The sequence below is a fragment of the Bradyrhizobium sp. Cp5.3 genome, assembly GCF_000426265.1.
Classification (GTDB): Bacteria; Pseudomonadota; Alphaproteobacteria; order Rhizobiales; family Xanthobacteraceae; genus Bradyrhizobium; species Bradyrhizobium neotropicale.
Genome location: NZ_AUFA01000014.1, coordinates 1 through 14405, shown reverse-complemented (window position 1 = coordinate 14405; position 14405 = coordinate 1). Strand labels below are relative to the sequence as shown.

15 protein-coding genes and 1 tRNA gene are annotated in these 14405 nt (G+C 65.3%); 6 read left to right on the top strand and 10 right to left on the bottom strand.

The genetic code is table 11. The features are described 5' to 3' along the window. Nucleotide 1: 1 nt before the first annotated feature. Nucleotides 2-1018, bottom strand: coding sequence for a 1-aminocyclopropane-1-carboxylate deaminase (locus tag K289_RS0121225; protein WP_027553372.1), 1017 nt, complete (start codon nucleotides 1016-1018; stop codon nucleotides 2-4). A 163-nt stretch (nucleotides 1019-1181) separates the two neighbouring features. Between K289_RS0121225 and K289_RS0121220 the strand changes: the two genes are divergently transcribed. Then, on the top strand, nucleotides 1182-1646 hold the full coding sequence (locus K289_RS0121220) for an Lrp/AsnC family transcriptional regulator (protein ID WP_027553371.1): 465 nt from the start codon (nucleotides 1182-1184) through the stop codon (nucleotides 1644-1646). Nucleotides 1647-1777: 131 nt separating this feature from the next. After that, nucleotides 1778-2338 carry a carboxymuconolactone decarboxylase family protein gene (locus K289_RS0121215; RefSeq protein ID WP_027553370.1) on the top strand — a complete coding sequence of 187 codons (561 nt, stop codon included), beginning with the start codon at nucleotides 1778-1780 and terminating at the stop codon, nucleotides 2336-2338. 74 nt (nucleotides 2339-2412) lie between these two features. Here the strand turns inward: K289_RS0121215 and K289_RS0121210 are convergent, their stop codons facing one another. Beyond that, nucleotides 2413-3279: a hypothetical protein gene (locus K289_RS0121210; RefSeq protein WP_027553369.1), complete on the bottom strand. Its 867-nt coding sequence runs from the start codon at nucleotides 3277-3279 to the stop codon at nucleotides 2413-2415. A gap of 215 nt (nucleotides 3280-3494) precedes the next feature. On the opposite strand from K289_RS0121210, the gene K289_RS0121205 reads away from it, so the two are divergent. Then, nucleotides 3495-3743, top strand: coding sequence for a hypothetical protein (locus K289_RS0121205; RefSeq protein WP_027553368.1), 249 nt, complete (start codon nucleotides 3495-3497; stop codon nucleotides 3741-3743). Between the two features lie 167 nt (nucleotides 3744-3910). Here K289_RS0121205 and K289_RS0121200 read toward each other — a convergent pair whose 3' ends face one another. After that, the gene (locus K289_RS0121200) at nucleotides 3911-5476 is read right to left on the bottom strand and encodes an amidase family protein (RefSeq protein WP_027553367.1); all 1566 of its coding nucleotides are present in this window, start codon (nucleotides 5474-5476) and stop codon (nucleotides 3911-3913) included. A 127-nt stretch (nucleotides 5477-5603) separates the two neighbouring features. Continuing rightward, on the bottom strand, nucleotides 5604-6785 hold the full coding sequence (locus K289_RS0121195) for an MFS transporter (protein WP_027553366.1): 1182 nt from the start codon (nucleotides 6783-6785) through the stop codon (nucleotides 5604-5606). Between the two features lie 99 nt (nucleotides 6786-6884). Here K289_RS0121195 and K289_RS0121190 point away from each other — a divergent pair, with 99 nt between their 5' ends. Continuing rightward, nucleotides 6885-7838 carry a LysR family transcriptional regulator gene (locus K289_RS0121190; RefSeq protein WP_027553365.1) on the top strand — a complete coding sequence of 318 codons (954 nt, stop codon included), beginning with the start codon at nucleotides 6885-6887 and terminating at the stop codon, nucleotides 7836-7838. A gap of 7 nt (nucleotides 7839-7845) precedes the next feature. On the opposite strand, the gene K289_RS0121185 is transcribed toward K289_RS0121190, so the two are convergent. Then, nucleotides 7846-7935, bottom strand: a tRNA-Ser gene (locus tag K289_RS0121185). Nucleotides 7936-8131: 196 nt separating this feature from the next. Here K289_RS0121185 and K289_RS0121180 point away from each other — a divergent pair. Then, nucleotides 8132-8473 carry a hypothetical protein gene (locus tag K289_RS0121180; protein ID WP_027553364.1) on the top strand — a complete coding sequence of 114 codons (342 nt, stop codon included), beginning with the start codon at nucleotides 8132-8134 and terminating at the stop codon, nucleotides 8471-8473. 217 nt (nucleotides 8474-8690) lie between these two features. Here K289_RS0121180 and K289_RS0121175 read toward each other — a convergent pair whose 3' ends face one another. The 4 genes from K289_RS0121175 to K289_RS0121165 form a co-directional block, all read right to left on the bottom strand. Then, a complete protein-coding gene (locus tag K289_RS0121175; RefSeq protein ID WP_027553363.1) occupies nucleotides 8691-10154 on the bottom strand; it encodes a trehalose-6-phosphate synthase in 1464 nt (487 codons plus the stop codon). A 17-nt stretch (nucleotides 10155-10171) separates the two neighbouring features. Then, complete coding sequence (locus K289_RS51665; protein ID WP_198024747.1) at nucleotides 10172-10330, bottom strand: hypothetical protein; 159 nt, start codon at nucleotides 10328-10330, stop codon at nucleotides 10172-10174. Nucleotides 10331-10440: 110 nt separating this feature from the next. Continuing rightward, entirely contained in the window at nucleotides 10441-11268 is an 828-nt protein-coding gene (gene otsB, locus K289_RS0121170; RefSeq protein ID WP_027553362.1) for a trehalose-phosphatase, read from the bottom strand. Between the two features lie 3 nt (nucleotides 11269-11271). Next, complete coding sequence (locus tag K289_RS0121165; RefSeq protein ID WP_027553361.1) at nucleotides 11272-12756, bottom strand: MFS transporter; 1485 nt, start codon at nucleotides 12754-12756, stop codon at nucleotides 11272-11274. Nucleotides 12757-12937: 181 nt separating this feature from the next. On the opposite strand from K289_RS0121165, the gene K289_RS48790 reads away from it, so the two are divergent. After that, nucleotides 12938-13330: a DUF3175 domain-containing protein gene (locus K289_RS48790; protein ID WP_084788670.1), complete on the top strand. Its 393-nt coding sequence runs from the start codon at nucleotides 12938-12940 to the stop codon at nucleotides 13328-13330. 67 nt (nucleotides 13331-13397) lie between these two features. On the opposite strand, the gene K289_RS0121150 is transcribed toward K289_RS48790, so the two are convergent. After that, a partial coding sequence (locus K289_RS0121150) for a methyl-accepting chemotaxis protein (RefSeq protein ID WP_027553359.1) occupies nucleotides 13398-14405 on the bottom strand: 1008 nt, incomplete at its 5' end.

Sequence of the window (14405 nt, the reverse complement as noted above, 5' to 3'; positions counted from 1 at the left end):
GCTACCCATTCCGGAACGCGTAGGCGTAGCCGTTCAGCGCCGGGGCGCCGCCGAGATGGGCGTAGAGGATCTTTGCGCCCTTCTCGAAATAGTCCTTCTTGGCAAGATCGATCAGGCCCTGCATCGATTTACCCTCGTAGACGGGATCGGTGATCATGCCTTCGAGCCGCGCGGTCAGACGGATGGCCTCTTTGGTCTCCTCAGACGGCACGCCATAGGCCGGGTAGGCGTAGTCCTCGATCAGCACGACATCGTCCGCGACGAGGTCCTTGCCGAGCTCGACGAGCTTGGCCGTGTTCTGCGCGATCGAGAGCACCTGCGCCTTGGTCTGCGCCGGCGTGAACGAGGCGTCGATGCCGATCACCTTTCGCGCGCGACCGTCGGCGGCGAAGCCGACCAGCATGCCGGCATGGGTCGAGCCGGTGACAGTGCAGACGACGATATAGTCGAACTTGAAGCCGAGCTCCTTCTCCTGCTTGCGCACCTCCTCGGCGAAGCCGACGTAACCGAGCCCGCCAAACTTATGCACGGAGGCGCCGGCCGGAATTGCATAAGGCTTGCCGCCCGCCGCCTTCACTTCCTCGATCGCCTGCTCCCAGCTTTTGCGGATGCCGATGTCAAAGCCGTCGTCGACCAGGCGCACGTCGGCGCCCATGATGCGCGAGAGCATGATGTTGCCGACGCGGTCGTAGACCGCGTCCTCGTGCGGCACCCAGGCTTCCTGCACGAGCCGGCACTTCATGCCGATCTTGGCGGCAACCGCCGCGATCATGCGGGTATGGTTGGACTGCACGCCGCCGATCGAGACCAGCGTGTCGGCGTTCGAGGCGATCGCGTCAGGGATGATGTATTCGAGCTTGCGCAGCTTGTTGCCGCCATAGGCAAGGCCGGAATTGCAGTCCTCGCGCTTGGCATAGATCTCGACCTTGTCGCCGAGATGCTTTGACAGCCGTTCCAGCTTCTCGATGGGGGTCGGCCCGAAGGTCAATGGATAGCGCGCGAATTTTTCCAGCGTCATGAATAGGTCATCCCGATTGGCGTTGTGCCGGCGGAAGCGACTAGCACCTATTCCAGGAAATGTGCTCTCAAATGCTGCACGCCTATTGCGCTTTATCTTGCATTAATTGCCAGATTAGCTATTTATTCTTTCATAGGATTACAAATTGCTGGAAGTTTCTTCCATGGCCGCTAGGGTCGACCGCACCGACCTCAAGATATTGAGATTGCTGCAAAATAACGGCCGGCTCAGCAATGCAGAGCTGGCCGAAACCGTCGCGATCAGCCCGGCGACTTGTCATCGCCGCACTCAGCGCCTGTTCGAGGACGGTTTCATCGCCGCCGTCCGCGCCATGGTTGCGCCGAAGAAGGTGGCGAAGGGCACGCTGGTGATGGTCGGCGTCGTGCTCGACCGCTCGACGCCGGAGAGTTTTGCGACGTTCGAGCAGGCGATCGCCAAGCTGAAATTCGTGCTCGACTGCCACCTCGTCGCCGGAGACTTCGACTACTTCCTCAAGATCCGCGTCGGCGACATGGAGGACTTCAACCGCATCCATGGCGAGCAGCTCATCGCGCTGCCCGGCGTGCGCCAGACCCGCACCTTCTTCGTGATGAAGGAAGTCGTCGACAACGCGCCGCTGGAGTTTTGAACGAGGCGTTCAGCGCGTCGCGACGCGCGGCCTGACCGAACGCTCTACGACCTGGCATGTCACGGCAACTTCACTTGCCTTGGGCAGGCATGCGCGCGAGCTTCGTGCCTTCTCAACGAGGAGATCCTGCCGTGCGCCTTCCCATTCTCGATCCGAAACAACTGACCGACGAACAGAAGCCGCTCTATGACGACATGCGAGCGGGCATCAAGGACCACTTCAAGGGCTTCGTGAACATGCGCGAGGACGGCGCGCTGCTCGGGCCCTGGAATCCCTGGATCCGCGAACCGCGCTTCGGCGGACCGGTGTGGGAGCTGGTCAAGGCGATCGCGGCGAAGCCGCTACTGCCGGCTCCGGTGCGCGAGGTCGCGATCCTGGTCACCGGATCGCATTTCCGCTCCGGCTACGAGCTCTATGCCCATGTGCTGGTGGCCGAGCAGCGCGGCCTGTCCGACGAGAAGCTTGCCACCATCGTCGCTGGACAGCGGCCGGTCGACCTGACCAAGCAGGAGGCGGTCGCCTACGACATGGCCTCGGCGCTGGTGAGCGGCGGCGTGCTGCCGGAATTGACCTGGCGCGCCGCAGTGAAGGAATTCGGCGAGCACGGCGCGGCCGAGCTGTCGTACCTCGTCGGCGTCTACTGCATGGTCTCCGTCACGCTGAACACGTTCGACGTGCCGGTGCCGGATTAACAGCTAGCCGCGCGATCACTCCGATCCCCGAGGTCGCACACCATCATGCGGTCAATTGCGGGAGACGACCGCAGTCAGTTGCGCACGGCGTAAAGCGGCGTCCGCAGCGTCAGCTGGTAGGACGGCTTCGGCATCCAGGCGATCTGCGCGGTGATGCCGAACAGGCGGTTGTCGTTGTCATCCATGCGGTCGAGATCGAGCCGCAGGATCGGCTGGGTGAAGGAGTGCGCCAGCGTCTGATTGACGAGCTGGGCACCGCCGAATGACTGCACACCCAAGCGTCCCGTGAACTTCCAGTTGCTCGGCCATTGATAATAGCCGCCGGCATAGAGAATCGTGTACGGCCTGATCCTGGCGAACTGGCTGGCGATGTCGGTGTGGGTGTATTGCACGCCGGCAAGCCAGCCCCGCGTCTCGTCCTCGTCCAGCGCGTAGTCGAATTCCAGGATGTTGTTGAACGACGTCGTCATGCCCTGCTCGTTCGGCACCGACTGCGTCAGGGTGGATTGCAGCGTGATCGTCGGGATCTTCCCGCCGTTCTGCTGATAGAGATCGGCCTGCACACCGATGTTCCAGCTTGTGATATCGAACGACGACCAGCCGCCGCCGAGATCAATCGTCGAGCCGGACACGCCGCCATAGAGCGACACGCGATCGCTGACGTCTACGGTCAGCGGCAGGTCGACGGCTATCGATTTCGCGGCCGGCAAGCCATTCGGCAATCCGGCGCCTCTCTGCACCGCCAGTGCTCCGAGCGCGGCCGACAGCGACGTGTTGCCGAAGCCGAGCCCAAGCGTGCCCGCCGGGATCGCCGCATAGATCGTGCGCAGATCGAGATAGATGTTCGGAACGGCCGGCTTAGCGGCGGCGTCATCGTCGGCGGCGAAGGCGGCGCCGGCGGACATCATCAGACAGAGCAGTCCCGCGGCGGGAGCAGCCAAAGCCGGGCCGGACGATTGACTGCGGAAGGACACGTGACAATCCGACGCGTGGCGCTGTGATGACGGAACAGTCGGCTAAATGGAACGTGATCGCTGCCGCGGTCAAGCGGCGTCGGCAACCGATGGACTGGGCGAATGCACACGGGTACCCTGCCGTGATCGCAGAGACACACTCGCCTGCCACAGTGCAGGCCGGACAACGGAGGACGATAGCCATGAAGACGTCACGTCGCATCTTGCTCGCCGGAATGGCCGGGCTCGCCGTGGCACCTCACGCAGCGCCGGCCTTCGCGTCGACGGCCGCGGACGACGGCGCGACGGTGGCCGAAGAGCGCTTCGCACGCATGATCGCAGCCGCGCATGCACCTGACATCACCTGCGCCCGGCAGGCCGAGCGCTACGCGGAGGCTCATTGGTCGGACTATGTCGCGGCAGCACGCGCTGTGCTCAAGGCAAGGGTGTGATGCACCTTCTCCCCTGTGGGCGAAGGTGACGCGCGGAGCGTGCCGGATGAGGGGATGCTTCCACGAATGAGAATGCGAGAGCAACGCTAGCATCCGACGAACCAGCCCGTCCCGCCAACGCCCAACAAGCAGGGGCACGCGCAGTGCGCGAAGCCCCTGCTGCCGGCTCAGGCCATTTGCTCCCACAGCCGCTGCACGAGCACGCCGGCGCGCTTCTCGATCGCGGCGGCCGCATCGAGCGCGAGGTCCTCGCGGTAGCGTCCGGCTATCAGTTGCACGCCGATCGGCTTGCCGTCATTCAGTGCCACCGGCACCACGGCGCCGGGCAGGCCCAGCACGTTGATCGCCGAAATGAAGCGGATCTCGCCCCAGAAGATCTCGCGCACGCGCTCGGCGCTGACGATGTCCTCGCGCGGTCCCGGCGTCGGCTTTACCGTGGTCGGCGCCAGCACCACCGGATATTCCTCGAAGAACAATTGCCAGGCGCGGATATGGCCGTTGCGTGCGGCGGTGGCGCGCATCCAGGCCGGCAGATCGAGCACGTTGGCCTCGGTCTTCATGCCGCCCCACGCCTTGTGGAAGTCCTCCGAGGCGACCTTCAGCATCGCGGCTTCCTGCATCACCACGGTCTCGTTGGTGATGATGTCGCACCAGGTCTGCCAGACTCCGTTGATGTCGGGCACCTCGACCTCGCTGACGCGGTAGCCGGAACGCTCGAGGTGATCGGCGGCCTGGCGCAGCGCCGCCGTCACCTGCGGATCGACGTCCATATCCTCGGGGATTTTCGCCAGCGCGACCTTGATCGGTCCCTTCGGCTTCGGGCCGACCAGCGGCGCCGGCACCCACCAGGGGTCGCGCGGATCGCGCTGGCTCATCACCTCCAGCGCGAGGCGAACATCCGCGACATGGCGGGCAAGCGGCCCTTGCGCCGACATCAGATGCGCCAGCATCGGCCGCTCGGCGGTTGCGCTCTGGTTGAAGGCGGGGATGCGCCCCTGCGTCGGCTTGATGGTCGCAACACCGTTGCAATGTGCCGGCCAGCGCAGCGAGCCGCCGATATCGTTGCCATGCGCGATGGTGCCGATGCCGGCGGCGACAGCCGAGCCCGCGCCGCCCGAGGAGCCGCCGCAGGTGATGTCGGGATCCCAGGGGTTCAATGTCAGCCCGTGCAGGGGATTGTCGGTGAAGCCGCGGAAGGAGAATTCCGGAGTGTTGGTCAGCCCGATGACGATCGCGCCGGCCTTCTTCAGGTTGCTGACGACTGGCGAGTCGGATGGCGCGATGAGGTCCTTGTTGGCCGGCACGCCGTTGAAATTGGCCCGGCCTTCATAGTCGACGTTCTCCTTGATGGTGATCGGCACGCCGTGCAGCAGGCCGAGTTCGCCGCCCTTGGCGCGCTGCTTGTCGGCCGCATGCGCCGCCGCGAGCGCATCTTCCGAGAGATCGACGACCACCGCATTCAGCCTCGGATTGACCGCCCGCATCCGATCCAGATGCGCCTCGACCGTCTCAACCGCGGAGATCGCGCCCGCGCGGATCGCAGCCGCGGTCTCGACCGCCGACCATTGCCAGACTGGCCCCTTGGGACGGCGCGCTGTAGCCGACTTGCGTGGCGCGGCCTTCTTCGCCGGCTTGGCAACAACCCCCTTGCGGGCGCTGGTCTTCCTGCTCGAGGCCTTCGCCGCCGATTTCTTCGAAGCAGTTTTCTTCCTGGTCACCGTCTTCTTCGCCACGTCGCATTCTCCTGAAATTGCGCAGCGGAGGTTACGGAGGGCGATGAAGCGTGTACAGCGGCGTTTCTGCATGACGCATTGGCGGTCAATGCGACGAATTGTCGGGGGATCGTCGGGTGTCTTCGCTCTATTCGGCAGGGCACGCCGCGACCGCATCCGGCGCGCGGTCGAGCCTGAGGCTCCACAGCGCCAGCACGATGCCGACCGCGGTGATGCCGGCCGCGACCAGCGGCAGCGCGGAAAGACCGAGGCCGCGATCGATGGTGACGCCACCGGCCCAGGCGCCGAGCGCGTTGCCGAGATTGAAGGCAGCGATGTTGAGGCTGGAGGCCAGCGTCCGGCCGCTGGGGCCGGCGGCCTCCAGCACGCGAAGCTGGAGCGGCGCCACAGTCGCGAAGGCGGCGATGCCGAGCAGCAGGATGAGCACGATGGCAAGGCTCTTGATCGATAGCGCCGCGGCAAGACCCACGAGCACGATGGCTAGCGCGGCGAGCGTGCCGATCAAGGCGCGTGCCAGCCCACGGTCGGCGAGCTTGCCACCCGCGACATTGCCGATGGCAAGGCCGACGCCGAACACCAGGAGGATCGGCGAGACCGCGGCTTCCGGAAAGCCGGTGAAGCGCGTCAGGATCGGCTGGATATAGGTGAAGACGACGAACAGGCCGGCGAAGCCGAACACGGTCATGGCAAGGCCGAGCAGCACTTGCGGCCGGCCGAGCACCGCGACTTCTTCGGCAAGCGAGATGGGCTTGTCGCCGCTGCCGACGTGGCCGGGCACGAGAGCCGCGACCACTGCGAAGGCGATCACACCGATCACCGTCACCGCCCAGAACGCCGCGCGCCAGCCCAGCATCAGGCCGAACCAGGCGCCGAAGGGCACGCCGAGCAATGTCGCGACGGTCAGGCCGATGAACATGGTGGCGATCGCGGAGGCACGCTTGTTCTCGGCAACGAGGCTGGTCGCCACCACCGAGCCGACGCCGAAGAAGGTGCCGTGAGCGAGCGAGGTCAGCACGCGCGCCGCCATCAGCAGTTCATAGTTCGGCGCCAGCGCACAGGCGGCATTGCCCAGCGTGAAGATCGCCATCAGCGCGAGCAGCACGGTCTTCCGCGGCATCCGCCGCGTGGCGAGAGTCAGGACCGGCGCGCCGATAAAGACGCCGAGCGCATAGCCGGAGATGAGGAGACCTGCGACCGGCACGGAGACGTGCATGTCGGCGGCGACCTGGAGCAACAGGCCCATGATGATGAATTCGGTGGTGCCGATGCCGAAGGCACCGGCGGTGAGCGCGAGGACGGCGGGAGGCATGCGTGACTTCCAATGAGAGGAACGAGACACGCAGATAGCCGCACCGCGGCAAAACCATTAGGATGTCCGCAATCCAATCATTTATGACGTGAATTCAACATGGCCCGCTTCGACCTCAACCGCTCCGCCGAGATGGAGGTTTTTGTCCGCGTCGTCGATTTGGGCGGATTCACCCACGCCGGGCGAAAGCTGCGCTTGACGCCGTCGGGCGTCAGCAAGCTGATCTCGCGGCTGGAGGCGCGCCTCGGCACGCGGCTGATCAACCGCACCACGCGCAAGCTCACCCTCACGGAGGAAGGCCAGGCCTTCTACCAGCGCGCCGTGCGCATCCTCGCCGAGATGGAGGAGGCCGAGCGCGAGGCGGCCTCGGGCGCCGCGCCGCGCGGACGGCTCACGGTCAACAGCAACATTCCCTTTGGCATGCTGCATGTGATGCCACTGATCCCGCGCTTCCTCGAACAGCATCCGGACGTCACGCTCGATCTCGTGCTGACCGACACGCTGATCGACCTCATGCAGGAGCGCGCCGATGTCGCCATCCGCGTCGGGCCGTTGCGAGCCTCGCGCCTCGTCGCGCGCAAGCTCGGCACCAGCCGCATGGTGGTGGTCGGTGCGCCGAATTATCTGGCGCGCTTCCGCACCCCGAAGACGCCGGCGGATCTCGCCGAGCATCGCGGCATCGGCTGGACCTTTCCGCGCGCGATCCGCGGCTGGCCATTCAAGCGCGGCGACCGCACCGAGGAAGCCGTGCCGCCGCCCGCCGCGCGTGCCAGCGACGGCGAAGCCGCCCGTCGCCTCGCTCTCGGCGGCGTCGGCCTTGCCCGTCTCGCCCTCTTCCATATCGGCCCCGACATCGAAGCCGGCCGCCTCGTGCCGGTGCTGCAAAGCTACAATCCAGGCGACCGCGAAGACATTCACGCCGTCTATGTCGGCCACACCGCGCCCCTGCCCGCACGCGTGCGCGCCTTCATCGATTTTCTGGCCGAGCATGTGCGGGTGAGCGATCCGGCACTGAAGCGCGCGGGGGATGGGAGGTGGAGGCTCGTGGGATGAAGCTGGCTGGCGGAGAGAGTGGGATTCGAACCCACGGTACGGTTTCCCGCACACACGCTTTCCAAGCGTGCGCCTTAAGCCACTCGGCCATCTCTCCGGAGCGCCCTCTCTTGAAGGGGCAGAGATGATTTTGCAAGGGACTGCGGGGAAATCGGATGAATTTTCCGTAAGATATTGTAATTACGCGAGAATATACGCCGTCGTGCGGCGGCATAAAGTCGCCTGCCGGCTGAACCGGGGGCGGGTTTGACGCGACGATTCACTACTGACCGCCAAACATGCTTGGGGACACCATGACCATCCGCAAAACCATCGCCGCGCTGGGCCTGCTCTCGGCCCTTGCCGCCCCCTTCGCCCCGCCTGCCCTTGCGCAGGCCTGCACGCGGCAGGGGGTCGACGTCAGCTGCGACGACGGGCGGCGCGGGGTGCTGTCGGGCGACGCCATCATCTGGCCGGACGGCACGCGCTCGAGCTCGACGCCGCATCAGAGCGTGATCATCGGCAACAAGTCGTCGATCCATGTCGGGCCCGGCGTGTTCGTCGGCCAAGGCAAGGGCATGGTGCCGCTGGATGATCCCAACGCGCCGAACAAGCGGCAGTGCGCGGTGCTGGATGGCGTGTCGTATTGCTACTAAGGCTGCTTGCTTTCACCTCGCCCCGCTTGCGGTGAGAGGCATAGGCCGCCTTCGGCGGCCGTTCCTAAGAACGCCGAAGCGGAGCTTCGGCTATGTTGCATTGAAGATGCAAATCCGGGTGAGGGGGACTCTCCGCGAGTCCATCTCCTACCGTGATTGTGGAGACAGCCCCTCACCCCGGCCCTCTCCCCGTAAGAACGGGGAGAGGAGGAAGAGACTAGATCAGCCTCACGCCCGATATCGCCGACTTCAGCCAGCGCAATGCTTGCGGCGGTTGGGCGGCGAGCGGAGCGACGGCGGCTTTCTGGGTGCGGCACTTCTCGAGCTCGGCGACGAAATCGCTCGACCATTGCTGGATGGTGTGACCGCGCAGCTTCTTCATCATCGCATCCCAGCGCATCTTGCGCTCCGGGAGCGGCATCGCGGCCGCGATCGCGATCGCGCGCGCCATGCCGTCGATGTCGTGCGGGTTGACCTGCAGCGCCGTGTCGAGCTCGTTGGCGGCGCCGGCGAATTTCGACAGCACGAGCACGCCCGGATCGGCCGGGTTCTGGGCGGCGACATATTCCTTGGCAACGAGGTTCATGCCGTCATGAAGCGGCGTCACCACGCCGACCTGCGCGGTGCGGTAGAGGCCCGCGAGCACGGCCTGGCTGAAGCCCTTGTTGAGATAGCGGATCGGAGTCCAATCCACCTCGCCATGGCGGCCGTTGACGTCGGTGACCAGCCGCGCAACCTCGTTCTGAAGATTGCCATAGGCCTCGATGCCGCCGCGCGAGGGGTTGGCGATCTGCAGCAGCGAGATGCTGCGCGAGAATTGGGGGTGCTCGGTCCAGAGCCGGTCGAACGCGCTGATGCGGTTGACGAGGCCCTTGGAATAGTCGAGCCGGTCGACGCCGATCGCGAGCCGCTCGCCGTTGAGGCTGCGGCGCAGCCGCGACACGTCAGGATGCGAGACCGACTTTGCGGCATATTGCGCGAACTTCTCCGCATCGATGCCGATCGGGAACACCTCGCAGCGCGTGCGGCCATGCTGCGAGAGCACGATGCCGTCATCGACGCTGAGACCCAGCTCGCCGCCGACATAACCGAGAAAGTTCTGGCGATCGGTCTCGGTCTGGAAGCCAAGGAGATCGTAGGCCAGCATCGCCGTGATCAGCTCGCGATGATTCGGTACGCCCTGCATCACCGCTGTCACCGGCCAGGGCGTGTGCAGGAAGAAGCCGATCGGATCGTCGATGCCGAGATCCCGCAACTCCGCGCCGAGCGCAAGGAAATGGTAGTCCTGCACCCAGAACGCAGTCCGCGTCTTTCGGAAGCGCAGCAGCGCGCGCGCCATGAAGGCGTTGACCTCGCGATAGCTGAGGTAATCGCCCTGCGAGACGCGGATCAGGTCGCTGCGCGAATGCAGCGCCGGCCACAATGCCGAATTGGCGAAACCTTCGTAATAGCCGCCGTAATGCGCCGCCGGCAGATCCAGCGTCGCCAAGGCACCGGTACCGAGCGCTTCGATCTCGGCGAACGGTTCCTTCTGCTGGCCGTCGCGCACGCGACCCGAGGAACCCACCCAGATCGCGCCTGAGTATTCCACCACCGGAAGCAGAGCAGCCGCGAGGCCGCCCGTCATGGGTTCATTTGGCTTACCGCGCGCGACGCGGTTCGAAACGACGACAAGATTCACAGGTCGTCCCCTCCTGTTCATTCCGTCCCGTTTAACTGACGTTCATCAATAAGGTTCCTGTTCATCGTTTCAACCAATTGAAACCAAAATCGGGCGCGTGCGTTGGAACCGGTTTTGCCTGCGGAACCCGGAAATTTGCCTGCAAAGACAGTTTTTGCAGCCGTGTTGCGCAGCACGAATTCGCGTACGCGAGAGAGCTGCGCGAGAGGTATTGTGGCTCTGAGATGGCGTTGCCTTGCTTTTACCTAAAGCACGGGACGATTCGTCACCGCGTGATAGGTCAGGATCACATGCTCGGATTATCGAGCAGACGCGCGAGGAACTCGCGCACGTCGCGCGGTGCATCGAAATGGCCGTCGACGCCGATGGCGCGGCGGCCGACCGAGAAAGCGAGTCCGTCCATATCCGGCATGATCGCGAACACGGTCTCATCGGTGACGTCGTCGCCGATGAAGATCGGACGGCGTCCCTTGAAAGGCTCGTGCTTCATCAATTCGCGCACGCCGCTCGCCTTGGTGAAGCCGGAATGCTTGATCTCGCAGACGAACTTGCCGGGCAGCACCTCGATCGGTGCATTGGGCAGGTCGGCGCGGATCAGCGAGACGGATTCGTAGATCGCTTTCTCCGCATGCGGCGCAAGGCGGTAGTGCAGTGCCAGGGAATAGCCCTTGTCTTCGAGCAGAATGCCCGGGCTGAGCTTGGCGATCGCGGCCAGCCGCCGCTTCAACTCCTTGTCCAGCGGCGGGGCGTGCACGTCGTCAGCTTCATTGTCCAGGGACAGGCGCATTTCCGCGCCGTGGCCGGCAACGGCGCGAAAGACATCGGGCGCGAAGATCAAATCGATGTCGTTGAGCGAGCGGCCGCTGACCAGCGCCAGCGCGCCCGACGTACGCTCGACCAGGCGGTTGAGCGTATCAGACAGGCCCGGCGGCACCCAGACCTCGCGCGGCGTCGGCATCAGGTCGAGCAGCGTGCCGTCGATGTCGAGCAGGATCGCGGTCTCGTTCAGGTGCGGCACGAGCGCGTGAGGAACCGGCACCGTTTCCGGCGTATCCTCGTCATCGCGCATGGTCGGTTCGTCGTTCAACGGCATTTCCGCCAGATCTGATTTCATAGTCTACTCCATAAAGGCGAGCGGCCGCGCGATTTGTTCGAGCGGTTTGCGCTCCGCGGAGACGGCGTAGCGCCACGCCACGATCGCGGCCGCGATCATCAGCACCGACCCCAAGAGATAGCCCGCGAACACGCTGGTGCGCGAGCCGGTGTCGATCAGCGCGCCGAACAGCGCCGGCCCGATGACGCCACCGATGCCGGTGCCGACCGCGTAGAACACCGCGATCGCCAGCGCGCGAACCTCCAGAGGAAACGTTTCGCTGACGGTGAGATAGGCCGCGCTCGCGGCCGGCGAAGCAAAGAAGAAGATCACCATCCAGGCGATGGTCTGCCCCTGCGCGCTCAATGCGCCGATCGAGAACAGATAGCCCGACAGCGCCAGCAGCAGGCCTGATGCGCCATAGGTGAACATGATCATGGTGCGGCGGCCGAGCGTATCGAACAGACGGCCAAGCAGGAGCGGCCCGAGGAAATTGCCGGCGGCGAAAGGCAGGAGATACCAGCCGACGTGATCGGCGCTGATGCCGTAGAAATCGGTCAGCACCAGCGCGAAGGTGAAGAAGATCGCATTGTAGAAGAAGGCCTGCGCGCTCATCAGCACGAGGCCGACCACCGCGCGCTGCCGATAGGCGGAGAACAGCGTGTGCCAGACTTCACCGAGCGGCGTGTGGTCGCGCATCTTCAGGCGAATCTTGGCAAAGCCCTCGCGGTCCTCCCGCCGATGTCCGACCACCGAGCTTTCGATCTCGTCGACAATGGCATGGGCCTGGTCGGGGCGGCCATGGATCATCAGCCAGCGCGGGCTCTCCGGGATCCACATCCGCATGAACAGCACGACGAGGCCGATCGTTGCGCCGATGAGATAGGCGAGGCGCCAGCCGAGATCGGGCCCGATGAAAGCCGGATCGAGCAGCACGATGGCGGCCACGGCGCCCATGGCGGCGCCGATCCAGAAACTGCCGTTGATGACGAGATCGGTCCAGCCACGATAGCGCGCCGGCACCAGTTCCTGGATGGTCGAGTTGATTGCCGTGTATTCGCCGCCGATACCGGCGCCGGTGAGGAAGCGGAACAGCGCGTAGCTCGCGATATTCCAGGACAGCGCGGTTGCGGCCGTTGCCGAGAGATAGACCGCAAGGGTGATGAAGAACAGCTTCTTGCGGCCGATGCGGTCGGTGAGCCAGCCGAAGCCGAGCGCGCCCAGCACCGCACCGGCGAGATAGGCGGAATTGGCGATGCCGAGATCGAGATTGGAGAACTGCAGCAACGGACTCTGCTTCAGCGCGCCGGAGAGTGCGCCGGCGAGCGTCACTTCGAGGCCGTCGAGGATCCAGGTGATGCCGAGCGCCAGCACGACGCGGGTGTGAAAGCCGCTCCACGGCAGCGCGTCGAGCCGCGAAGGTATGCTGGTCTCGACGATGCGGCTCGCCGCGGCCGCCACTGACGCCGCAGGACCAAGATTCAGCGCTGGGCTCTGCTGCAATTCCATCGCGTGTTGTGTCTGATCAATACCACCGTCCCCGCGGCACGTGATGTGGACGGGGTCGATCCGATCATGCCAGTGCGGCATTACGCCTGCCACGGGCGACAACGTCTGCCGCGACGACAGGTTCCCTTAGGAACACCCCCTGAGGCCGCCCGTTTCCGATGGAGCCGCAAGGAGTTGACGCATGGCTCAGGTCAGAAAGACGACACATTCGCGAAAGAGCGGCGCACGGAAGACGACGCGCCGGACGAAGACGAGCACGGCAAGGCGCAGCACGAGCGCGCGCAAGAGCACAAAGCGTGCCGCGCCGAAACGCTGGTCGCAGCGCGTGACGAAGGAGAGCGACGCGCTCGATCTCAAGCGCGGCGTGTTCAAGCAGACGAGCCCGAAGAAGATCGCGGCATCACTGAAGCGATCGGCCGAACACAGCTCGCGCCGCAAGACCGGTGCCTATCGCTCGGCACTCTCGATGCTGACCTTCTATATCAACCGCGCCGGCAGGACCCTGCCCAAGACACAACGCACGCGGCTGGAGAAGGCGAAGGTGGAGCTGAAGCGGGCGTTCGGGCGGGAGTGAAGCTCGGACGGCGCATCTAACTCCGCCTTCGCCGTGACGACATGGAGAGCGTGGCCCGACCTGAGTGTTACGCCGCCCTGATATTCCCCATGAAGCGGTCGAGCTCGGCCCGGAGGCGGGTGCTCTCGCTGGAGAGCGACTTGGCCGAATTCAGCACCTCTTCCGAGGCCGAGCCGGTCTCGGCGGCGCCGCGGTTGACCTGGCCGATGTCGGTGGCGGCGGCCTGCGTGCCTTGGGCGACGTTCTGGACGCTGCGGGCGATCTCCTGGGTGGCGGCACCCTGCTGCTCCACCGCGCTGGCGATGGAGGTCGAAATCGTCGAGATCTGGCCGATGGTCGCGCCGATCTCCTTGATGGCCGCGACCGATTCGGCGGTCGCGCCCTGCATCCCTGCGATGTGCGAGGAGATCTCGTCCGTCGCCTTCGCGGTCTGGCTCGCCAGCGACTTCACTTCGCTCGCGACCACGGCAAAGCCGCGGCCGGCCTCACCGGCGCGCGCCGCCTCGATGGTGGCGTTGAGCGCCAGAAGATTGGTCTGCTCGGCGATCGCGGTGATCAGCTTGACGACCTCGCCGATCTGCTGGGCGGCATGCGAGAGCTTGCCGATGCGGCCGTCGGTTTCCTTGGCCTGCACCACGGCGGCTTCCGCGATGCGGCTGGAGTCGCGGACCTGGCGGCCGATCTCCTCGACGGAGGCCGACAGCTCCTCGGTCGCGGTCGCGACCGACTGCATGTTGCTCGAGGCCTGCTCGGACACGCCGGCGACCTGGCTCGACAGGCTCTGCGTGGTCTCGGCGGTGCGGGTCAGCGTCGAGGCCGCCGATTCGAGCTGCACCGCCGAGGCCGAGACGTTGGAGACGATGGCGCCGACGGCGCTCTCGAAATCGTCGGCAAAGCGGATCAGCTCGGAACGGCGCGCCGCGCTTGCTTCCTTGTTCTGGGCTTCGCTGGCGGCAGCGTCGCGCTCGGCCTTGGCTACGGCCTGCATCTTGAACTCCTCGACCGCGCCGGCCATCTCGCCGATCTCGTCCTTGCGGCCAAGGCCCGGCAGCACGACATCGAAATTGCCCGACGC